This window comes from Clostridium sp. 1001283B150225_161107_B6 (assembly GCF_015556325.1).
Taxonomy (GTDB): domain Bacteria; phylum Bacillota; class Clostridia; order Lachnospirales; family Lachnospiraceae; genus Enterocloster.
On record NZ_JADNMD010000006.1, the window covers coordinates 194,087 to 215,031 of the forward strand.

The following is a 20,945-nucleotide window of genomic DNA, read 5'->3' on the forward strand; positions in this document are numbered from 1 at the left end:
TCAATTTACCAGTATGAGTCCTCTGCCTTGGCGCAAACTATATTTGAGAATCAATCAAAAACACACCACAAGGAGGTGAAATCCAATTGGAACACAAGGAAAAAGACGATTTTGACGTTGACATACAAGCCTGCTCCACCATGGACTGTACAGGCCTGATACCTTCCCTGCCTCAGGACGAGGCGGAAAAGGAAGCCTATGAGGATCTCTATCCCTATGTAACCAAGGCTGTCTCATCAGACAAGGAATAAAGCAGCAGCCCGGCACAAATAAAAACGGAGCCGGGACATCTGCCTCCGCTCCGTTTCCATCTCATCTGTCATACTATTATACTGCTATTGCAGTCTGCATCTGCCAACTGCAATCTTATAATCTGTATCTGCATCCGCCAACCGCAATCACCCGTGCATAAACCTGCTCAAAAACTCCTGGGTCTGAAGCTGTTTAGGCGAACCGAATATCTGGGAGGGCTCTCCCTCCTCCACAATCACGCCGCCGGCCATAAATGCCACATGGCTGGATACATCCCTGGCAAAAGCCATTTCGTGTGTGACGATAATCATGGTAAGGCCCTCTCCGGCCAGCTTGCGCATGACCTCCAGCACCTCGCCCACCATCTGCGGGTCCAGTGCAGATGTGGGCTCGTCAAAAAGCAGCACCTCAGGTTCCATGGCCAATGCCCTTGCTATGGCCACCCTCTGTTTCTGTCCGCCGGAAAGCTGTCTGGGCTTTGCATTGATATAGGGAGCCATCCCCACCTTCTCCAGGTAGTACATGGCATTCTTATGGGCATCTGTCTTGTTCTTCTTAAGAACCTTTACCTGTCCGATGATACAGTTCTCCAGCACAGTCATGTTGTTGAACAGATTAAAACTCTGGAACACCATGCCCACCTTGGAGCGGTACTGGGGCGCATTAACCTTTTTATCGGCAATATCCGTTCCATGGTACATGATTTCACCTGTGGTAGGCGTCTCCAAAAGATTCAGACATCGGAGCAGGGTGGATTTTCCGGAACCTGAAGCTCCGATGATGCAGGTCACATCTCCGCTGCTGACTGAAAAGTCAATATCCTTGAGCACGGGATTGGTACCGAAGGTTTTGCTCAAATGACGGATTTCTAATATTCTGTCTCCTTTCATCGCGCATCCTCCTTCTTCTTATCCTTCTCATCCGGGAACCGGTACATACCGCTGGTATGGGCCAGGGTATCGGTGGTGGCCAGGTCGTAGTTGTCCGCGCCGTCCATCCGGTTTTCCCACCAGCGCAGGATTCTGGAACAGGTGAATGTCATGATGAAATATACAATCATGGTGATGGTATATGCCTCGAAATTCATGTACAGGGCTCCTGCTGCTGCCTTGGTCTTATACAGCAGCTCCGTGACGCCGATAACAGAGAGCACGCAGCTGTCCTTGATATTGATAATCAGGTTGTTGCCAATCTGGGGCATGATGTTCCTCAGAGCCTGGGGCAGAATCACATAGAGCATGGTCTGTACATGGGTCATGCCGATGGCCTTTGCTCCCTCTGTCTGTCCCGGGTCAATGGAAAGAATTCCGCCGCGGACCGTCTCAGCCATGTAAGCGCCTGTATTGATGGAAAGAATAAAATAAGCAGCGCCCCACATGGACATATTGATTCCTAACATGGGCAGAAGCCCGTAATAAATAAACATGGCCTGGGCCATCATGGGTGTTCCGCGGAAGAACTCCACATAGGCGTTCAGAATCAGTTTCACGACCCAGAGTACAGCCCTCTTTACCGGGTTGTCTCCCCGTTCATTCGGTATGGTCTGGACTATACCCACGGCAAAGCCTATGATACAGCCCACCAGGGTACCTACCAGGGCAATCTTAAGGCTGACGCCTGCGCCCTGGAGCATTGACATACCGTATCGGTTGAATACGACCATAACACGGCCGAAAAAGTCTGTTGGCATATCCCTTCTCCTTACTCTTTAACGTACTTTCGCCTGCCGGCAATGCCATCCTTCTGCAAATCAGTTGCTTATCCTCTGCAGATGAACCTGCGTATTAATTTGCCAGAGGCTGAACAGAGATAGCTTCGTCCATCATCTTGGAGAAGTCATCCTTTGTCATCTTTGTGAGGACGCTGTTAATGGCATCCTTTAACTCCGTATTGCCCTTCTTTAAGGAAATACCGATATTGATATCTTCATCCGTTACCTGGAAGTCAGCATCGCCGCCTCCAAACTCAATCATCTTGAAGTTAGGATAAGCGATGAGAGCGCCCTTGCCTGTAGGCTGGTCAGTAACAACCAGGTCGCACTTGTCGGCGTTTAAGGACATCAGCATGTCAGGAGCGCTGGCAGTTGCAGCCAGTACATTGGCATCCTGAATCTGAGGCAGACAGGTGTTGTACCAGATGGTGCTCTGCTGGGACGTACAGGTGGCACCCGCCAGGTCTGCAACGCTCTTGGCATCTGCATACTTGCTGCCTTCCTTTACCAGGGTAACGATGGTTGCATAGTAATATGGCTCAGTGAAATCCACTGCCTGAAGGCGCTCGGAGGTAATGGACTGTCCTGCGATAACACAGTCAACCTGTCCTGTGGTGACAGCCGGAATCAGGGAATCCCAGTCCAGACGTACGATTTCCAGGTCATATCCCAGTTCCTCACAAATCTTTTTTGCCATCATAACATCATATCCATAAGCAAACTCATTGCTGTCAGCAATAGCCACTGCACCGTTGGAATCATCCGGCTGCGTCCAGTTGTAAGGCGCGTATGCACATTCCATGGCCACGCGCAGCGTCTTCTTCTCCCCGCTGTCTGCGGCTGCCGTGGTATCGGCTGCGGCGTCGCCCTCTGCCTTGGCATCGCCGGCTGCAGCTGCTGTCTCTGCCTTTGTGTCTGCTGCTGTTGCTGCTGTACTGCCTCCGCCGCAGGCTGTCAGGGAACCGGCAGCTAGGACGCCGGCCAGAATCAGGCCTAAAACTTTCTTTGCACTCATTTTCATAATAATCTCTCCTCTTAAAAATATTCCCGGCTTTACTGTCTAAGAAAAAAGCCACACCCATCCACACAGGTATGACTCCACTGTCATCTGATGACCGGCAATCCCTAAACAGCTAAAACCTTGCCCTATTAAACACGGCGCACTTTCATTTCTTAAGCATACATGCGCCTAACGTGCTAAGTATAACATAACTCGTCCTGTTTTCCAATACCCAAATACGTTTTTTTATGCAGGAAAAAGGTATAAATACTTGTAAAAACAGCCATAAATCCTTTAACTGGGAATTCATGGCTGTCATATATAATCACTTTCTGCTATTTATTTTCCTTTGTTCCGGCTGCTGTTTCCTGGCCGGTTTCCTGGGTCCCTTCCCCGGCCTTGTCCCCCATCAGTTCATCCATGCGCTGTAAGAATGCATCATCGGGCTGGATTTGATTTCCGTCCTCATCCACCTCCACGGCAAACAGGAACGTCCTGGCATCGTTGATTTCGTAGCTGCATGTAACCAGAGTATACAGTGTCCTGGCCGGATATGTAATCTCCTGGCTGTAGCCGCAGGGCTTCACCATCTCATGCACAAAGGCGTCAAAGGATTCCTGGGATTTGAACCTGGTCTTGCGCACAATGGGCTGGGCCTCCCCGTAATAGGCAGCCACTGCCTTTAACCTGATTTCCCGGTCAGGCGTATAGATGCTGAAAAACTGGTGCTCTTTAAAATACGCCTCGTCCTTATAACGGTTTACATCCTTGAACATGCTTCCGTTCTTCATATTATGGCCGTACAGCACATTGTTGCGTCCCACAAAATCGCCCTGGCTCTCGAAGTCCAGGTAAATGGCGCCTGCAATATTCTCCTTGCCGTAAAAGTCATGATTCAGGTAGAAATCGTTATCCTCTCCCTGTACAATGGGATAATCGATGTTGGTATCCGGCACACGAATCCACCCAATGGTATCCGGATTCTCCTTCATCAGTTCCTCAAAGTTAATTGGGGATACATAGGGTTCTGTCTCCGGCTCCGCAGGGCCGGGCTCTGTCACTGCCTCTGTGGACGGCTGCGGGGTTGTCTCCCTGGCCAGTTCGGCCAGCCGTTCATATTCCTCCCTGGTCCTCTTGTCCTCCAGCCAGCTGTGGACGCTCATGGCGCCGCTTACCAGCATGATGGCCAGCAATACAAGGATGATGACGCCCCGTATCCTGCTATTTCCTTTTTTCTGATTCATAGATGATTATATGTCCTTTCCTGCTGTCATCCCATATGGCCGGAGGCCGCTTTAAGCTCCCCATTCCATCCTTCGCTGTCAGCCACTGCCTCCTGTATCAGAAGCAGCATCTCCAAAAAGCTGCGGAAACTAATCTGCCTGCGCTTCTCCTTCCAGCAGATGGTTCCCTGCCAGGTGGCGTTCCGTCTGAACATGACCCTTATGACAAAGGTCATGGGACCAAAGCCTTCTGCATTGACCATGACGCTTCTGGGAATGATGATGCTGCCCTTCTCCTCTCCTTCCGGAAGAGGCAGAAGGAGGCGTTCCACTTCATCCCTGAGCTCAAACTCACTGGCAAATTCCCGCCGGTCCGGCACCGCCGGATGGGATACGTCCCCGCCCATGACGAAATGACTGAAATTCCGCACAGCCACCTCACACATCCGCTTGCCCAGGCCGTGGATGATATCACTTCCGCATCCGAGAGAACGGTCCAGATAATCCATCAGCTCCAAAAAGCTCTGAAAGGAATAGGTGCTGCCGTTTCTCAAATCCATTATATCACCCTGCCATGTGGAATGAAACCTGTATTTCACATGAAGACTGAACTCGGCCAGTTTTCCCTGTATCCGTTTTTTTCCGGACTCATCCCCGCAACGTAAGGATACCCCGGCGTGGTTCATCCCCACAAAGGACCTCTGGTCCACACTCTTCATGGGATAGCGGAGTTCATCGTACAGGTTCTCCAGGCAGATGGCCATCTCTGAGATACAGCCAAAGGGCATTGCCTCCTCCAGGCTGTCATGATAAAGCCTCCCCTGTAACAGGCGGCCATCAAAACTGTCAATGGCTACATTTACATATTTGTATGAATCCGGTAGGGCCCCTGTTTTTGCAATCGACATATATTCACCTGCTTTTCTCTAATAAATTGACATAGTAATCCCATTAAACCTGTTATCATTATAACAGCCGCCGGTTACAATCCGGTTACAAAAGTACAGGGTACTACTTTTTTATGTATTTTTTTTCTGGACAATTATGGTTCTGGTTAGTATACTTATCTTAGAGTGACCCCGCTTTTGCAAAGGAGAGCAGACATGAATGCATCCGTTATGGAAGACAGACCAACAATTTATATAAAAACCCTGGGCGGATTTTCCCTCAGGGTTGGCGATAAAGAGATAACCGACAACAGCAACCAGTCAAAAAAGCCATGGTGTCTCCTGGAATATCTGGTTGTATTCCAGAAGAAATCCATCAGTCCCGGCGAACTTATCAACATCGTGTGGGCCGACGACCCCGGCGTCAACCCGGGCGGCGCCCTGAAGACCCTGATGTTCCGCAGCCGCAAGCTGCTTGAACCCCTGGGGATTCCTCCCCAGAAGCTGCTGGTCCAGCAGCGGGGCTCCTATTGCTGGACACAGGATTATCCATCTGTCCTGGACATTGACCAGTTTGAGTCCATCTGCACCCGGGTGCTGAATCAGGATATGGGAGAAGATGAAGCCCTGGAGCTGTGCCTTGAAGGGCTGGAACTGTACAAGGGGGATTTCCTTCCCAAATCCGAATATGAATCCTGGGTCATCCCCATCAGTACATACTACCATTCCCTGTACCAGAAGCTGGTCTATAAGACAGTGGAGCTGCTTACTAAGAAGGAAGATTTCTCCAGGATAACCTCCATCTGCCAGACAGCTGTGGGAATTGAACCCTTTGATGAAGAATTCCACTATCACCTGGTTTACTCCCTCTACAGGGACGGCCACACCAGCCAGGCCATTGAAGAATACAACCATACCCTGGACCTGTTTTATAATGAATTCTCCATCTCGCCGTCAGACCATTTTAAGGATTTGTATAAGGCTATCCGCAGCAAAGAACAGGGCATCAACACCAATCTGGATTCCATACAGGAAACCCTTAAGGAGGAAGCCTCCGGAGGTGCATTTTACTGTGAATATCCCGTATTCCATGACCTGTTCCAGCTGGAACGCAGGGCCATTGAGCGCACAGGTGATTCCATCTATTTGTGTCTGCTCACCATCGGCGACCTGGATGGACGGGTCCCCAAAACAACGGTCCTCAGCAAGGCCATGGAGCATCTGAACAGTGCCATCCGCGATTCCCTGCGGTGCAGCGACGTGTACACCCGCTACAGCATCAGCCAGTACATTATCCTCCTTCCTACTGTGACCATGGAAAAGGGAGAGATGGTCATGAAGCGGATACTGGGCAATTTCCGCAGGCTCTACAGCCGCAAGGACCTGGTTGTGGATTACAAGCTTCAGCCCGTACTTCCCTGGGAGCGAACCCCGGCAGGTATCCGGGAGTAAAGGATGTATAACAATTTCACATTCATAAATGAAAAAGCTGCAGGATTATCCTCCATGGGATTTTCTCCTGCAGCTTTCTTTGATAACATCCGGACTACTCCGGTTCCACCTGCGGCCCTGCCGCAAATTATTCTGTCCAGCCCGCTGCCCGGCTCCTGCCGTAAAACAGCTTGTTCAGGCTCTTCATCACATGGCGGTAAGCCGGTATGAGAAACAGGTCTGCGGCTATCCAGGCCACCGGGCTGGCGATGCACACAGCTATGTAGCCAAACACAGGCACCAGACAGAAGCCCACAAAGGAACGCGCCGCCATCTCGCATACACCGGCAATGATGGCCAGCCTGGAATATCCCAGTCCCTGAATCATGAAGCGGACCGCATTGACAAACACCAGAGGGATATAGAACAGGCTGTTGCCCATGAGAAACAGGCGTGTGTTCCTCAGTATTTCCCCTTCTCCCTTGTCCACAAACATCAGGGCAATCCATTCGCCGAAGAAACAGAGCACGGCAAAGGCTATCACTGCATAGACACAGCCCATAACAGCCCCTGCCTTCAAGCCCCGGTCAATACGGTCCAGCTTTCTGGCTCCCACATTCTGTCCACCGTAGGTGGCCATGGTGGAGCCCAGGGCATCAAAGGGACAGCAGAAAAACATGCTGATTTTGCTGCCTGCGGTGACTGCGGCCACTGCCATGGAGCCAAGGGAATTAACTGCGGTCTGCAGGATTACGCTTCCTATGGCGGTGATGGAATACTGCAGTCCCATGGGAATTCCCATGTTGCATAAAATCTTCATGTAATGGGCATCCGGTCTCCACTCGTCATCATTCATCTTAAGGATGGTAAATTTTTTTCTCATATACAGCAGACACAGAATTCCCGACACTGCCTGGGCCGTAATGGTTGCCCAGGCAGCTCCCGACACCCCCATCTTAAGGACCAGAATCGTAAAAAAGTCCAGGGCCACATTCACCACGGAGGAGAACACCAGGAAAATCAGAGGGGTGGTGCTGTCTCCCAGGGAACGTATGGTACAGGACAGCAGGTTATAGAGATAGGTGGCCGGAATCCCCAGGAAAATCACAAAGATATAGCTGTAAGCCCCGTCGATGATATCCTCCGGCGTCTGCATCAGCTCCAGGATGTTTCGGCATAACAGACATACGGCCACGGTCATGACCACGGAAAACAGGATTGCCAGCCATGCGCTGTTGGCCACGAACCGCCTGAGGGCCTTTTCGTTTTTTTCACCGAATTTCTGGGCCACCGGAATGGCAAAGCCGCTGCACACTCCCAGGCAGAAACCGATTATCATAAAGTTGATGGAGCCGGTGGAGCCCACCGCTGCCAGGGCCCTGACGCCCAGGCACTTGCCCACGATGATGGTGTCCGCCATATTATACAGCTGCTGGAACAGCAGCCCGCACAGCATGGGGATGAAAAATCCCAGTATCAGTTTTACCGGGGAGCCTTCAGTCATATCCTTTGTCACATTTGCGGCCATGTATGTATTCCTCTCTGTTTCCATGAATTTCATCCCAATAATGTACTCTCTTAACCTGCAATTTGCAAGTAGAAAATAACACCGGAATCCGTGAACCGTACATACATAATATACAATAGGGTTTCTTCAGAATTCTGTGCGGTCGGTATTTTACAAAGAAGGAAGGCAAAAAAAAATAAAATGCCGTTCATGTGCAACCAATCCATGCCTGTTTCCTACTCTATTAGTAAAGGGGGGAATTCCTGTATTTACTGCCGGCCGTGTACATGGCAGATTATCCAAAGCGAGCCCTGCACTTATATATCAGGAGGTGAGATATGAACGAGCAGGATATGATAGATTTGTTCTGGCAGCGCTCTGAACGGGCTGTCATTGAGGCGTCGGAAAAATTCGGTTCATATTGCAGGAGGATTGCCTGGAACCTTCTAAAGAACAGGGAGGATGTGGAGGAATGCCTCAATGATACCTGGCTTGCCGCCTGGAACCGCATTCCTCCGGACAGGCCTGATAGGCTGTCGGTTTATCTGGGGCGCATCACACGCAACATTGCCCTGGACCGTTATGATTATAACCATGCGAAAATGAGGAATAAGAATCTGAACCGTCTGCTGTCTGAACTGGATGAGTGCGCCGTGTGGGCGGACAGTGCGGAAGTACAGTATGAAAAAGGGGAGACAGCCAGATTAATCAGCCGATTTCTGTGGGAGCAGGAGCAGCAGAAGCGGGTTCTCTTTATCCGCCGCTATTGGTATGGGGATACGATTCGTTCCATTGCAGCTGTGACCGGTATGAGTGAAAGCCATGTGAAATCCCTGCTTTTTCGTATGCGGAAATCGCTGAAAATGTATCTTGAACAGGAAGGAGCACATCTATGAAATCAACGGAGTTGTTTAAGGAAATTGGCAGTATAGACCAAAAACTCATAGAAGAGGCCATGATATTTTCCGCCTCTGAGAACCAGCAGTTCCTGGACAGTAAACGGATTTCCCCTCTGTTTTCAGGTAAAAAAGGAAGGATGATTGCAGCCGCAGCCCTGGCCGTCATGATAGCCGCCTTTGCTTTCCCAGGAGAGATAACCTCCCTGGCGTCAAAAATCAACAGCTATCTTAGCGGTATAGTAAAGACCCCCGATGACTCTGTTGATTTGGGTGCTGCCCGTTCCCTCAACACAGGCAGAGTCCAGGGTCTGGACGAAAACCTGTGCAAATATTACACATCCTTTCAAGCGCTTGAGGATGACTTAGGGCTGGATTTGCTGGAATATAGTGAACCGTACCGGCTGGCACTGGGCAGCGGCCCCCGGCCCATCTCCCTGCAGTATTTTGATTATAATGAATCTGCCTCCATATCTGTTTCTGTTGCATATAATGATGCGGGTGGCAGGCCGGTTTATATGTCTTACGATATGGATTTCCTGACCGGTTCTGATGGGTATCTGGGAGCCTTTGGGGTTGTGGGGAAGGAAACGGAAATGGAAATGGAAACCTTCTGCCACCCGGCGCTGGACATACCTGTGGCTCTTATCACATCATCCGGCGGCGGGGTATTTGCCTGTTTTATCTATGAGAATGTACGTTATATAGTGATTGGCGGCAGGGACGTGAATCAGGTAAAAGAGTTTGTGGGACAGCTGCAATAAAAATCCGGGCAAAGCTCCAAAACATACAATGGCGGCGCTTTATATAGAAAATATTGAAAAAGGTCAGGCAAATAACAATATGCGGATGGCAGGGCCATCCGCATATCACTGATTTTATTATATAGCTGGTTTGAATTTATGCCGGACAGGGATTGGCCATTGCGCTGCCCTCTGTTATTGGTAGCAGAGCACAGGCATGCCCTTATAAATCAGGTCATAGAGTATGCTGGCTTTTTCCGGGGGAAGGTTTATACAGCCATGGCTTCCGCTGGTCTGGAAAATAGTGCCTCCGAATTTGCTTCTCCATGTGGCATCATGGAAACCAATGCCTCCGTTAAAAGGCATCCAGTAATCCACATGGCTCTCGTACTCATAGGTGCCGTCCGCCTTCTTGGCGCCCCTCAGTATCCTGTCCTTTTCCTTGTAGGTCAGACTGTAGATGCCTGCGGGCGTGTCGTAATTCTTGGATATATTTCCCGTGACGCAGGGCGCGTCCCACACCAGGTTTCCCTCCTGGAACATATATACATGCTGGCCCGTCAGGTCCACCTCCGCATAGGTGGCGCCCCAGTCAGGAGCAGTACGGTTGGCTGCCGTCAGTGCATATACAGGCTCCCTGTCCGCCGGAGCAGCTGCGGGGCCTGCCTGAATCAGGGCAGCCAGGGCCTGCACCTCGCCTGCCACATCTATTTTCCAGCCATAGGGGCCTGTCAGCTCCACATCCTTGCCAGTGGCTGTATGGAATATACGGGCAGTTCCTGCTGTATCCCTTCTGGCGGCCATCTCTGTCACAAAGGCCGTAATTTTCTCCATGTCAACCGTCACAACCCCGTCCTGGCTTCCTGTGACCCAGGTGGCTATGGTATCCCCGCCCAGAGTCTCCCGCTCCTCGCCGAATACATAGCTGATACTCATATCGCGGTACTGGTTCATACGTGTACACAGGGCCATAAGATTCTCATCTGTCTCCCATACATTTACCTGGTAGTAACAGCCCGCGCTGTCCACGTCCACTGAGCTCTGGCCTGCTTTTACGGCTGCCGTAATCACCTCTGTGGTCCTGGCCTCGTCCACATTATTCCCCTGGACAGCCGGTATAATGGAAAAAGGCTGTCCCTCCTCATAGGAGGATATATGGGCATCGGAAGTGACCGTGATGCCGGAGCCGCTTATGAGGTTCAGAGCCTTAATCTTTGCCCCCAGGGCCTCCTGGCTGTAGGTCACCGTCATGGTCATGGTATGGGAGTTATCCGCATCCGGTCCTGAGACACGCCCGGACGCGTCCTGTGCATCCAGTATGGCCTTAAGTCCCTCCGGAACCGCTACCTTGTAACCGATATCCGTGCCTGTTATGGTTTCCTGGCGTCCGCCTCTCTCCTTGATGGTGAGATTGTATTCACCGGCATAAAAGCCTTCGATTCTGTCCTTGGCCTCATCCACGGTCAGTCCGCCCACGCCCACGCCGTTGACTTTTGTACCGGATACAAAGCGGGCTGTGTCTCCGCCTTCATCTGCCAGGGACACAAAAGCCCCTGCCAGCACAAGCACAGCCGCTGCCGCCAGCGCTGCTGCCAGCCTTCCCATCCATGTCCTCTTCCTTAATTTCTGCATAAATAATCCTGCCCTGCCTTTTATTGATATTAACTGCATTATTTTCTGCCCCTGCCTGAATATGGCAGGACGCCTTCTTAACATAACAGCCCTTTTGCATATTTTCAATATAAAAACCAAAAATGTAAGAATTCTTCATAAAAATATAAAATCCGGGGTCCCAAAAACAGGGAATCCCGGATTCTTTCGTATGTCAGGACCATTATCAGTCCACTACCTCAATGCTCTCAATAACAGGCTGGTTGGCCTTTGCCACGGAACCATTGTTGTCCTCCACCTTTGTATCCTCACAGATGGCATCCACTACCTCCATGCCCTCTGTCACATACCCGAAGCAAGCATAATCCCCGTCCAGGAACGTACTGTCCTCATGTACAATGAAAAACTGCGAGCTGGCGCTGTCCTTTATCTGGGAACGTGCCATGGAAATGGCGCCCCTGGTGTGGGACAATGGATTTTCCACTCCGTTGCTGGAAAACTCGCCCTTGATTTCCTGGTCGGAACCGCCCATGCCTGTTCCCAGCGGGTCGCCGCCCTGAATCATGAAACCGCTTATGATGCGGTGAAAGGTAAGCCCGTCATAGAAGCCGTCCTTTGCCAGCTCCAGGAAATTAGCCACCGTAATGGGGGCCTCATCCCCGTATAGCTCCACGGAAATGGTGCCGTAATCCTTTACATTAATCTTTACATGGTGTTTTCCTGCTGCTGTCTTAATTTCCTCAGAAGCTGTATCCCGGGCTCCCTCTGAAGCCTCTGCTGTCTTAATTGTCTCTTTCTCAGCAGTCTCTGCCTTGGCTGCATCTTCCTTGGCTGCCTCGGTCTGCGCTGCCGTGGTTGCGGTCCCTGCGCTGGTGCTACATCCGGCCAGGGCTGAAACTGCCAGTACCGCCGCTGCACATATACTCATCCATTTTTTCATAAATTATGCTCCTCTTCTTATGGAAAAACCAGTCCGCCGTCCCTATGTCCGGCCATTTTCCCGTAATAGGCGCCTGGGCGTTATGTCACCCGGACTGCCAGAGCATATTGTAACACCTGCAATGCCTTCCCGTAAAGGACTTTATAGAAATATCATACTTTTGTCACAATTTCCGCCAGCGTGAACCGGGAAATCTGCCGGCCGGCCGCTGCCTCTCAGACCTGTCCGGCCGCTGTTTCTCATACCAGTCCGCTGCCTCTCAGACCCGGCTGGCCGCTGTTTCTCATACCAGTCCGCTGCCTCTCAGACCCGGCTGGCCGCTGCACGGCCGGCAGCCGCCACACGGCGGCAGACCACGCACAGCGCCACAGTGGCAGCCATGTCAGGAAGGGTGCTTCCCACAGGGGTATCCACATGCATCAGTATGCGGTACATCACAAAACCAGCAAGCCAAATAACCAGGTTCACTATATTGGCTGTCTCCGCCTCATGGTCCTGCCTGATAATGAAATAATCCGCAATCTGGATGGCAATCATGGGTGCGAACACGGAGCCGATGAGATAAAGGAAATCCGTAATATTGTCCATGGGGTATACCATGGCTGCCGCAGTACCCACAATGGTTACTGCAACTGCCGCCCATTTTTCCTTTATCCTGCCTGTAATGGACACACTGGACACACCGGCGGAGTATGCGTCCAGGAATGTGGTGGTCACGGTGGACAGCACGATGATAAGAAGTCCGGCTATTCCCAGTCCTGCCTTGACCATGATGACTGAAATATCATATTCACCCGTATAGATGGCTGCGCCCATTCCAATGACGTACATGAAGCAGCTTACCAGGCCGTATACAAGGGCGCTGGCTGCCGTTGCCCCAAAGGGCTTTTCGGCCTCTCTTGTATAATCGCTGATTAGCGGCAGCCAGGACAGCGGCATGGCCACGGACAGCTCCACAGCCGCCCCGAAGCTCAGGGAACCGTCTGTCTCCGGGACCGGCGCTCCGCTGCCTGTAAATATGACCCGACACAGAAGAAGTGTCAGTACGAACAGGGCTGCCATTGCCGCTGTATTGATTTTTCCCAGATTCCTGATTCCAATCAAAAGCCATACCAGAATCAGACCTCCAATTACAAGGCACCAGACCCACAGGCCCGCGTTAAAAATACCGTTGGCAGCCAGTCCGCCGTCATAAATCATGATGGAGGTCCAGCCCACCAGCTGCAGGACGTTGAGCCCGCAAAACAGCAGGCTTCCCTTCTGTCCAAAGCTCATCTTCACTGTTTCCATGGAACTGCGCCTGGTGTACCCGCCAATTAGTCCTGCCATGAACAGCAGGGCGCAGCCAATCACATGGCCCAGCAAAATGGCTGCCAGGCCCTTTCCAAATCCCAAAGGCGCCAGATAGGTGCCTGTCAGTATCTCAGCAATGGATACACCTGCCCCAAACCATATGAGGCTGTTGGCAAATACGGAAGTTCCCTTTTCCTTCATACCCATTCCTCCTTAATATTCGCCCCGGATGGCAAATGCATGGTTCATTGGTCCGCTTCCCTTTCCCAAGTCCAGCCGGGCTTCCAGCGCACCTGAGAGGTATGCTTTGGCGCGCTCCACCGCCAGGTCCATATCCATGCCCTTGGCCAGGTTGGAGGCAATGGCGCTGGACAGGGTACAGCCTGTCCCGTGGGTATTGGGGTTGTCAATCCGCCTGCCCTTGAACCACTTAAGGTTTCCGCCGCGGTACAGCAGGTCGTTGGCGTCATTCAGCTGGTGGCCTCCCTTAAGAAGCACGGCGCAGCCATAGCCTTCCCCGATATTCCTTGCCGCCAGCTCCATGTCGCCGGGATTATGTATCGTCATTCCTGACAGCACCTCTGCCTCCGGTATATTGGGAGTCAGCAGGCTGGCCATGGGCAGCAGGATTTCCTTTAACGCCCCGATGGCCTCCCCGCTAATCAGCCTGGAACCGCTGGTGGATACCATGACCGGGTCCACCACCACATTGGCAGCCCTGTAAAATGCCAGCCTGTCCCCGATGGCCTCTATCAGGCCCCCGGAGGAAACCATACCGATTTTAACTGCATCCGGAACAATATCCGTAAATATATCGTCCAACTGTTCCCTTAAAAAAGATGGAGTCACCTCCATAATTCCTGTCACGCCGGTTGTATTCTGGGCAGTCAATGCCGTTATGGCGCTCATGGCGTAAACCCCGTGAGCGGTCATGGTCTTGATATCTGCCTGGATGCCGGCGCCTCCGCTGGAATCGCTTCCAGCGATTGTTAATGCTGTTTTCATAATCTTTCTCCTTTTCGCATTAATTTTATAAAGCGGCAGAAGGTGGTGCCCCCAATCCGCCGCCGGGAAGCTCCGGCGCCCATGCCTGATGCCATACAAAACCGCCCCGCGCATAAAAAAGGCGGAACACCAAAACAGGTGCTCCGCCGGCAATCGTCCGTTATGGTCCCTACGTTGGCATTATCCAAATCAGGTAATGGGTCTAAGCATGAACAGCTTACTCTCAGCCCACTTAAGTGAGCTCCCCGTTTATTTACATCTACCATTATACATGGTTTTAAGGAGATTGCAATCCTTTTATCTTCTGATTGACTGCATACAGCACGATTTTCATGGTCACGTTCTTTTCCTCATCAATGACCAGCGTAAGGTAGCCTTCTTCCTTCCTGACCACCCGTCCTGCCACACCTCCTATGGTGATGCCCCTGTCCCCCTCCACATCCCTGGCGCATTCCGCTGCCAGGGCAGCCATGTCCGCATCATTGATAACAGGAGGAGCGCCCCATATCATCTCGTACTCTGCCTCACCACGGAATGTTTCAGCGGTCGCCCTGGCAATCTCACCGATTCTCCTGTCCAGTTCCTGGCGCACATCCTCCTCCAGAGCACGGATGGTGCCCTCAATCAGCACCTCGGAGGGGATTACATTGTAGGCAAAGCCCGCCTCCACATGGCCGATGGTCAGTACCGAGGGCTTTACCGCCGGAATCTCACGGGCAATGATTTCCTAGCCTTCTTGACTTTATTATCAATAATTGATATCATGATTCTGGAGGTATTTTGAATGAATAGTCGTATACGGGAATTGAGAAAAACACTTGGCCTGAGCCAGAAAGAATTTGCAGAAAAAATCGGGTTGAAACAAAATGCCATAAGCTATATGGAAAAAAGCGGTTCCACTGTTACGGAGCAGAATATTAAGACCATCTGCTCCCAATTCAGTGTCAATGAAACCTGGCTCCGCACGGGTTCCGGACCCATGTTCCTTGAAAATAAAAAAAAGTGGAAAGAGTTCCTGGATATTTTCGATGAACTCTCTCCGGCTTTGCAGGATTATCTGATTAAGGCGGCCAGGGACCTGCTGGATACCCAGTCCAAGATGGATGCCCAGTCCAAATTACAGTCTCATAAAGACAGCAAGCAATAGCATATCTGCCCATTCTATCCCAGAGCCCGGTCCACAATTTTCACCATGGCCGTAAAGGTGGTGTCGTTGTAATCCACGTCGAACTCGTCCCCCGGCTGGTTCAGGATTCGCTTTATGCTCAGTATGCCCAGCCCTCCGTCCCTTTTGCTGGACAGAATCCTGCTGCCGTTCTTCTTAATCTGTCCGTTGTAGGAGTTTTCCACCAGCATCATCAGGTGGTCATCCAGCCATCTGGCCTGGACCAGGATGAAGCGCTGCCCTGACAGGCGGCGGCATGCTTCCAGGGCATTTTCCAGCAGATTGCCGATGACAATGCACAGGGTCAAATCATCCACCGGCACATGGGCGGACAAATCCACCCTGGCAGTGAACTCCACCCCATCCTGCCTTGCCCTGGCAGCATACTCCTGGAGAAGTCCGTTCACGGCCTGGTTCTGGCAGAACACCATCTCCGCCGTCATGTCCAGTTCCCGTTTCAGGTTCATCAGATAATTGGTCCGTTCTCCCCTGTCCATATTCAGAAGGGCATGGATGTGATGGCGGAAATCATGTTTGATGATGCGCACCTGTTCAATGTAATCCAGGGTCTGGTTGTAATGCTCCCTCTGCTGGCTGATAAGCTGTCTGGCAAACTGCAGCTCCTCCTCTGTCCTGCGCCTGCACATGATTTCCAGGGTGCTGCTTAAAATCAGCACATAGAGCACCAGTATCATGATGCACAGTGCCAGGTAGAACAGCACGTCCTCCAGCCCGCGCACAGCCAGGGAAAGGGATGAAAATATGGTGTTGTTTCCGATAAAAAGAATGAACAGGGAAACCGATGGGTACGTCAGCAGCAGTGAGCAGGAGCGCCTGGATAACTGGTCAAACAGCCGGTCCACCTTATCCCTCAGCCAGAACCGTACAAACACATAAAAACCGCAGGCCCACAGCAGGGATACCGCCACACAGATTTGTCCGTATGTCAGGGAAACATGCCCCTTTAACATCCAGGCTGCAAACTCATTCAGCGATGTGGACAGGACCGCGAACAGCCATGCGGATATGTACAGGAAGCCTTTCTTAAGAAGGGTGCCCTTAAAAAAGATAAGGAGCACCAGGAAATAAAGGCAGGAAAATACGCCCCGGAACACAAAAAAGACCTGGGGGCTGATATGGAATACAGATTCCATGGATATCATGATAACCCACAGGTAGGCGGAAATAGCTGCTATGTTCTCCCTGTAGCTGTGTTTTGGCTCCAGACACACGAAAATGGGCATCATACGCACAGCCAGGTTAATCAGGTTCATAAAGACAGTACATGCCGCGTCGTTCATAGGCACCTCACTTCAGCCGGTAATGGTAATAGGCATTCTTGCTCTGTTTATAAAAATTCCTGGATATGGGAATCATCTGCCCATCCCTCATGTAAAAGCAGGAATCCTCCAGCTTATCCACATAATCCAGATTCACCAGGTAGCTTTGGTGGCAGCGCAGAAACTGGGAATGGCATTCAAGAGCCTGCTGCAGCTCGGACAGCTTTTGGTTAATGGCCAGTACTTCCCCATCTGTCAGTCTCACAAAGACTCGGTGCAGACGGTTCTCAAACCAGGCCAGACGCTCCAGGGGAAGCTCTACATTCACCCGGTTGTGCACCACGGACAGGACCGCCTTTTTCACTCCCAGCCTGCGCCTCATCACCCGTTCCATGGTGGACCGGAAATTCTCTTCCTCCACCGGCTTAAGGATGAATCCTGCCGCCTCCACCCGGTATCCCTCCACTGCGGATTCCAGGGAGGATGTAATAAACACCACCACAGGATGGCCCTGCCCGTCTTCCCCTGCCAGTGCTTCCGCCGTATCAATACCGCTCATACCGGGCATAAGCACATCCAGAAGATACAAATCATACGCCCTTCCTGACTCCAGAAGCTCCCTTCCGGCAGCATATGTATCTATGTGAACCTCCAGGCCTTCCCTGTCAAAAAAGCGCCCGGCATATTCCGCTGCCTGAATGCGCTCCTGCTCTGTATCGTCACAGATAGCCACCTCATACATACCCAGTGCCCCCTCTCCCATAAAACTGCTGCACGTCCCACAGCCTATCCTATATTTTATTGGCATTGATGCCATAAGTCAAGTTCCCCTGCAAAGTATCATATTCGGTATAATTTCTGCAGAAATGGCCCTTATTCCCCTGTTCCTGCTATGGTAAAATAATGGTAAGAAAAACATTTCAACAGGAGGGGTTTTATGGGTTCAAATGTAATTGTAACAATCATTGTAATCATCTACCTGCTTTTGATGCTGTGGATTGGCTGGTACTCATCCACTAAAATTTCCACCAACACCGACTTCATGGTGGCCGGACGCCGCCTGGGACCGCTTCTCATGGCCGGCACCCTGGCAGCCACGGAAATCGGCGGCGGCAGTTCCCTGGGCGTGGTCCAGAACGGTATGTCAGGCTTTGGACTCAGTGCGTCCTGGTACATAACCACCATGGGCATCGCATTCATCATCCTCAGCTTTATTGCACCCAAATTCAGGGCAGCCACGGTCAAGACAGTTCCTGAATACTTCCGCAGGCGCTACGGCAAATCCTGCGGCATCATAACAGCCGTCATCATGCTCCTTCCCCTGGTGGGCCTTACTGCCGGACAGTTTATTGCATCTGCGGTCATCCTGTCCACCATGCTGAACATTGACTACCAGGTGGCTGTCATCATCGTTGCCGTGGTGGTTACGGTTTACTCCATCATGGGCGGCCTCTGGAGTGTTACGCTGACAGACTTTGTCCAGGTATTCCTGATTGTAATCGGCATGATTATCGCAGTTCCCTTTGCCATGAATTACGCCGGGGGCTGGGGAAATGTGGCGTCCAATATACCGGAGGGCACCTTGAGCCTGTTCCAGGGCTATGACCTGTTTGGAATCATCTCCCTTGTAATCATGTACACAGCCACCTTCTCCGTGGGACAGGAGGCAGTGTCGCGTTTCTACGCTGCCAGGGATGAAAAGGCAGCCAAGGGCGGCGCATGGCTGGCAGCCCTGGTCAATTTCATCTATGCCTTCATTCCTACCATCCTGGGCATCATCACGCTGGCCTTAATCAATATGGGCAAGTTCAGCTCCGCACAGTTTGAGTCCGTGGGCGCCCGTTACGCCCTGCCGGTTCTGGCCATCAACACCATGCCGGCCCTTATATGCGGACTTCTGTTTGCAGGCATCATCTCAGCCACCATGTCCAGCTCTGACTCCGACCTCCTTGGCGCAGGCTCTATCTTTGCCAATGACATTTACAAGGCAGTTCTGAAGCCGGATGCATCCAGCCAGTCCGTTATGAAGGTGACCAAAATCGTTATGTGCCTGGTTGGCGTGGCCTCCATGTTTATCGCCCTCTTCAACACCCAGAGCATTGTATCCATCCTGATGTTCTGCTTCACCTTAAGGGCAGCCGGGTCCTTCTTCCCGTATGTCATGGGCCATTACTGGAAAAAGGCGTCCACAGCAGGCACCATTGCATCCCTGATTTCCGGTACCATCGTGGTGGTATACCTGGAGCATATTTCCAAGGGGATGCTGTTCGGCATAAAGTTCAGCCAGCCCATTATTCCGGGTCTGGTGGCTGCCTTTGTCTGCTTCATCATTTTCTCGCTGGCCATGCCGCCTAAGGAAGAAACCACGGAGCTGGTACCTGAGGAAGACGACTAGAAACAGATTCACGATGTAATACAAACCAAAGGGCATATAAACCCATGACAGGGACTGCTGCTTCCGGCGTATGGACGGATGCAGCAGTCCCTGTGTTTTATGATTGATTCCCATATTATATTACTTCCGTTTTTTCCAATCCCGCACTACCCTGTCCGCCATTTTCCCGGCTGTATCACGGTTCAGAGGCATAACCCGGCCGTGGTAGGGGAAATATATCAGGTTGGACCAGAGCACCTCATATCCCCCTTTATCATACTCTTCCTCTGTGGGCAGATAGCTGCTGCATCCGTTTGTATAGCCGTTAAAAAACAGAAGCTGCTCCTCTGCCCCCTTCCGGATATCAATGGCAATCCGGCACATGACCTCATTGGGAACGCCGCAGAGACAGCCCTGGTTGACAAAAAGGTACTGTATCTCAATGTCTGCGTACTGGCGCAGGATTCCCTTTTCATTGAGCCTCTTTACCTCCTCCAGCCACATCCCTGCGTCAATGCCCGCCTCCCGCTTTGCTTCCTCTGCAATATACGCTGCCCGTTCCATATCAGGCACATCCGCTGCAAACCGGCAAAAGGAAGAGCGGAGTTCCAGCCGTTCTAAGGGCTGCATTTCTAGTGAACCATACACAGACGCCACGCTGCGGCAGATATCCTCTGCCATCTGTTTGAGGGCCCGCCGGCTCTGGGATTCATATTTCTTCCTGTATTCCTGTGAAAATCCGTTCCGGGCCATCTCGTAACAGTGAATCTCCGTGTATTCCAGGTTATCCTGATGATATCTGGGGCGGATATCCCCGGAGGCCCCTTGCACCATCATGACACGGCAGCCGTATGTTTCCTCCAGCCGTTTCCTTGCAGCCCCAATATAATCTGCGGAAATAAAATAATTATCCCCGGTCAGCACATTTGCATGGGCTGTCACGCGGACAAGAAGGACCTCCCGGCCCGGCCCTTCCCCTGCTGCCAGCCTCAGGATTCCCAGCCGTCCGTCCGTCTGGTCCGGCTCGTTCCTCCGGTTCACCCCAACAGTGTTCTCCCCGATTCCCCAGGCCGCCTCCATGGGCCTCATATTTCCTTCTGCCTCCCGGACAGCCTCCGCCGCTTTCTTGCATACCATTTTAAAATAATCCGGCTCCGCCGCCCCGTTAGGCGCGCTGTGGGTATGGGAAAAACACACCATGATTTGCTCCCGTTCCGTGCGAAGCGCCTCCGCAGCCCTGTCTCTTAGAACATTGGACAGCTCCACTGTAAAGCCCAGGCTGTCAATGGTAATAAGGCCTCCCCTCACGCCGGCGTTCTCCCATACCAGGGCCTGAAGCCTCAGCGCATCCCTCACACCCTGAGACCGGTTGTCCGGACGGTAAAATCCCACCATTTCAACCGGACTGACCGGCGTTATATCCGCCTCTCCATAACCGGCCCGTATCCTGTCATAAGTCTGCATCTTAAGACACCTCTTTTCTGCTTCTGATAATTCCATCCTATCTCAGCGGACGCAGATATGCAATCTACTGTTCTCTTCTGCATGGTTTGGTACAATGGTTTCCGCAGCTATTCCGTATCCTCCCCTGAACTGCGCAAAAACAGGGGACCGCGCAGCCGCAGTC

The 20,945-nt window shown here is 51.8% G+C and carries 20 protein-coding genes and 1 riboswitch; of the genes, 6 read left to right on the forward strand and 14 right to left on the reverse strand.

Going from position 1 to position 20,945, the window contains the following annotated elements; all coding sequences use genetic code 11:
- The first annotated feature begins 86 nt into the window (after positions 1–86).
- On the forward strand, positions 87–251 hold the full coding sequence (locus I2H39_RS15870; RefSeq protein WP_171042639.1) for a hypothetical protein: 165 nt from the start codon (positions 87–89) through the stop codon (positions 249–251).
- Between the two features lie 147 nt (positions 252–398).
- Here I2H39_RS15870 and I2H39_RS15875 read toward each other — a convergent pair whose 3' ends face one another.
- From I2H39_RS15875 to I2H39_RS15895, 5 genes are all read right to left on the reverse strand, one after another.
- On the reverse strand, positions 399–1,142 hold the full coding sequence (locus tag I2H39_RS15875; RefSeq protein WP_138309372.1) for an amino acid ABC transporter ATP-binding protein: 744 nt from the start codon (positions 1,140–1,142) through the stop codon (positions 399–401).
- Entirely contained in the window at positions 1,139–1,942 is an 804-nt protein-coding gene (locus tag I2H39_RS15880; protein WP_027641035.1) for an amino acid ABC transporter permease, read from the reverse strand. The genes I2H39_RS15875 and I2H39_RS15880 overlap by 4 nt, the downstream gene beginning before the upstream one ends.
- Positions 1,943–2,036: 94 nt before the next feature.
- Entirely contained in the window at positions 2,037–2,984 is a 948-nt protein-coding gene (locus tag I2H39_RS15885; RefSeq protein ID WP_195626968.1) for a transporter substrate-binding domain-containing protein, read from the reverse strand.
- Positions 2,985–3,298: 314 nt separating this feature from the next.
- Complete coding sequence (srtB, locus tag I2H39_RS15890) at positions 3,299–4,207, reverse strand: class B sortase (RefSeq protein WP_195626969.1); 909 nt, start codon at positions 4,205–4,207, stop codon at positions 3,299–3,301.
- Between the two features lie 26 nt (positions 4,208–4,233).
- Entirely contained in the window at positions 4,234–5,094 is an 861-nt protein-coding gene (locus I2H39_RS15895; protein ID WP_138309375.1) for a hypothetical protein, read from the reverse strand.
- 195 nt (positions 5,095–5,289) lie between these two features.
- On the opposite strand from I2H39_RS15895, the gene I2H39_RS15900 reads away from it, so the two are divergent.
- On the forward strand, positions 5,290–6,525 hold the full coding sequence (locus I2H39_RS15900; RefSeq protein ID WP_138309376.1) for a BTAD domain-containing putative transcriptional regulator: 1,236 nt from the start codon (positions 5,290–5,292) through the stop codon (positions 6,523–6,525).
- A 127-nt stretch (positions 6,526–6,652) separates the two neighbouring features.
- Here I2H39_RS15900 and I2H39_RS15905 read toward each other — a convergent pair whose 3' ends face one another.
- The gene (locus I2H39_RS15905; protein ID WP_195627031.1) at positions 6,653–8,032 is read right to left on the reverse strand and encodes an MATE family efflux transporter; all 1,380 of its coding nucleotides are present in this window, start codon (positions 8,030–8,032) and stop codon (positions 6,653–6,655) included.
- A gap of 317 nt (positions 8,033–8,349) precedes the next feature.
- On the opposite strand from I2H39_RS15905, the gene I2H39_RS15910 reads away from it, so the two are divergent.
- Positions 8,350–8,907 (forward strand): sigma-70 family RNA polymerase sigma factor, encoded by a 558-nt coding sequence (locus I2H39_RS15910; RefSeq protein WP_138309377.1) that lies wholly within the window; start codon positions 8,350–8,352, stop codon positions 8,905–8,907.
- A complete protein-coding gene (locus tag I2H39_RS15915) occupies positions 8,904–9,671 on the forward strand; it encodes a hypothetical protein (RefSeq protein ID WP_138309378.1) in 768 nt (255 codons plus the stop codon). Before I2H39_RS15910 ends, I2H39_RS15915 begins: the two co-directional genes overlap by 4 nt.
- Before the next feature lie 174 nt (positions 9,672–9,845).
- Here the strand turns inward: I2H39_RS15915 and I2H39_RS15920 are convergent, their stop codons facing one another.
- From I2H39_RS15920 to I2H39_RS29230, 5 genes are all read right to left on the reverse strand, one after another.
- Positions 9,846–11,282 (reverse strand): L,D-transpeptidase family protein, encoded by a 1,437-nt coding sequence (locus I2H39_RS15920; RefSeq protein WP_195626970.1) that lies wholly within the window; start codon positions 11,280–11,282, stop codon positions 9,846–9,848.
- A 205-nt stretch (positions 11,283–11,487) separates the two neighbouring features.
- Positions 11,488–12,201, reverse strand: a complete 714-nt coding sequence (locus tag I2H39_RS15925; RefSeq protein ID WP_138309380.1) for a peptidylprolyl isomerase — start codon at positions 12,199–12,201, stop codon at positions 11,488–11,490.
- 303 nt (positions 12,202–12,504) lie between these two features.
- Complete coding sequence (gene cytX / locus I2H39_RS15930) at positions 12,505–13,695, reverse strand: putative hydroxymethylpyrimidine transporter CytX (RefSeq protein WP_195626971.1); 1,191 nt, start codon at positions 13,693–13,695, stop codon at positions 12,505–12,507.
- Between the two features lie 12 nt (positions 13,696–13,707).
- Positions 13,708–14,499 carry a bifunctional hydroxymethylpyrimidine kinase/phosphomethylpyrimidine kinase gene (gene thiD / locus I2H39_RS15935; protein WP_138309382.1) on the reverse strand — a complete coding sequence of 264 codons (792 nt, stop codon included), beginning with the start codon at positions 14,497–14,499 and terminating at the stop codon, positions 13,708–13,710.
- A 148-nt stretch (positions 14,500–14,647) separates the two neighbouring features.
- Positions 14,648–14,757, reverse strand: a riboswitch (TPP riboswitch).
- A gap of 19 nt (positions 14,758–14,776) precedes the next feature.
- A complete protein-coding gene (locus tag I2H39_RS29230) occupies positions 14,777–15,169 on the reverse strand; it encodes a hypothetical protein (RefSeq protein WP_227146657.1) in 393 nt (130 codons plus the stop codon).
- A gap of 114 nt (positions 15,170–15,283) precedes the next feature.
- Between I2H39_RS29230 and I2H39_RS15950 the strand changes: the two genes are divergently transcribed.
- Positions 15,284–15,646 carry a helix-turn-helix transcriptional regulator gene (locus I2H39_RS15950; protein ID WP_195626972.1) on the forward strand — a complete coding sequence of 121 codons (363 nt, stop codon included), beginning with the start codon at positions 15,284–15,286 and terminating at the stop codon, positions 15,644–15,646.
- A gap of 14 nt (positions 15,647–15,660) precedes the next feature.
- Here the strand turns inward: I2H39_RS15950 and I2H39_RS15955 are convergent, their stop codons facing one another.
- Both I2H39_RS15955 and I2H39_RS15960 read right to left on the reverse strand, forming a co-directional pair.
- Positions 15,661–16,965 (reverse strand): GHKL domain-containing protein, encoded by a 1,305-nt coding sequence (locus I2H39_RS15955; RefSeq protein ID WP_138309384.1) that lies wholly within the window; start codon positions 16,963–16,965, stop codon positions 15,661–15,663.
- A 7-nt stretch (positions 16,966–16,972) separates the two neighbouring features.
- A complete protein-coding gene (locus tag I2H39_RS15960) occupies positions 16,973–17,761 on the reverse strand; it encodes a LytTR family DNA-binding domain-containing protein (protein WP_330640771.1) in 789 nt (262 codons plus the stop codon).
- 120 nt (positions 17,762–17,881) lie between these two features.
- On the opposite strand from I2H39_RS15960, the gene I2H39_RS15965 reads away from it, so the two are divergent.
- On the forward strand, positions 17,882–19,339 hold the full coding sequence (locus I2H39_RS15965; protein ID WP_138309385.1) for a sodium:solute symporter family protein: 1,458 nt from the start codon (positions 17,882–17,884) through the stop codon (positions 19,337–19,339).
- Between the two features lie 120 nt (positions 19,340–19,459).
- On the opposite strand, the gene I2H39_RS15970 is transcribed toward I2H39_RS15965, so the two are convergent.
- Positions 19,460–20,782, reverse strand: coding sequence for a hypothetical protein (locus I2H39_RS15970; protein ID WP_195626973.1), 1,323 nt, complete (start codon positions 20,780–20,782; stop codon positions 19,460–19,462).
- Positions 20,783–20,945: the final 163 nt, after the last annotated feature.

Excerpts from the sequence above, each read along its gene's own strand:
- I2H39_RS15875 (WP_138309372.1), bottom strand. The coding sequence starts at position 1,142 with ATGAAAGGAGACAGAATATTAGAAATCCGTCATTTGAGCAAAACCTTC.
- I2H39_RS15880 (WP_027641035.1), bottom strand. The coding sequence starts at position 1,942 with ATGCCAACAGACTTTTTCGGCCGTGTTATGGTCGTATTCAACCGATAC.
- I2H39_RS15885 (WP_195626968.1), bottom strand. The coding sequence starts at position 2,984 with ATGAAAATGAGTGCAAAGAAAGTTTTAGGCCTGATTCTGGCCGGCGTC.
- srtB (WP_195626969.1), bottom strand. The coding sequence starts at position 4,207 with ATGAATCAGAAAAAAGGAAATAGCAGGATACGGGGCGTCATCATCCTT.
- I2H39_RS15895 (WP_138309375.1), bottom strand. The coding sequence starts at position 5,094 with ATGTCGATTGCAAAAACAGGGGCCCTACCGGATTCATACAAATATGTA.
- I2H39_RS15900 (WP_138309376.1), top strand. The coding sequence starts at position 5,290 with ATGAATGCATCCGTTATGGAAGACAGACCAACAATTTATATAAAAACC.
- I2H39_RS15905 (WP_195627031.1), bottom strand. The coding sequence starts at position 8,032 with ATGGCCGCAAATGTGACAAAGGATATGACTGAAGGCTCCCCGGTAAAA.
- I2H39_RS15910 (WP_138309377.1), top strand. The coding sequence starts at position 8,350 with ATGAACGAGCAGGATATGATAGATTTGTTCTGGCAGCGCTCTGAACGG.
- I2H39_RS15915 (WP_138309378.1), top strand. The coding sequence starts at position 8,904 with ATGAAATCAACGGAGTTGTTTAAGGAAATTGGCAGTATAGACCAAAAA.
- I2H39_RS15920 (WP_195626970.1), bottom strand. The coding sequence starts at position 11,282 with ATGCAGAAATTAAGGAAGAGGACATGGATGGGAAGGCTGGCAGCAGCG.
- I2H39_RS15925 (WP_138309380.1), bottom strand. The coding sequence starts at position 12,201 with ATGAAAAAATGGATGAGTATATGTGCAGCGGCGGTACTGGCAGTTTCA.
- cytX (WP_195626971.1), bottom strand. The coding sequence starts at position 13,695 with ATGAAGGAAAAGGGAACTTCCGTATTTGCCAACAGCCTCATATGGTTT.
- thiD (WP_138309382.1), bottom strand. The coding sequence starts at position 14,499 with ATGAAAACAGCATTAACAATCGCTGGAAGCGATTCCAGCGGAGGCGCC.
- I2H39_RS15950 (WP_195626972.1), top strand. The coding sequence starts at position 15,284 with ATGAATAGTCGTATACGGGAATTGAGAAAAACACTTGGCCTGAGCCAG.
- I2H39_RS15955 (WP_138309384.1), bottom strand. The coding sequence starts at position 16,965 with ATGAACGACGCGGCATGTACTGTCTTTATGAACCTGATTAACCTGGCT.
- I2H39_RS15960 (WP_330640771.1), bottom strand. The coding sequence starts at position 17,761 with ATGGCATCAATGCCAATAAAATATAGGATAGGCTGTGGGACGTGCAGC.
- I2H39_RS15965 (WP_138309385.1), top strand. The coding sequence starts at position 17,882 with ATGGGTTCAAATGTAATTGTAACAATCATTGTAATCATCTACCTGCTT.
- I2H39_RS15970 (WP_195626973.1), bottom strand. The coding sequence starts at position 20,782 with ATGCAGACTTATGACAGGATACGGGCCGGTTATGGAGAGGCGGATATA.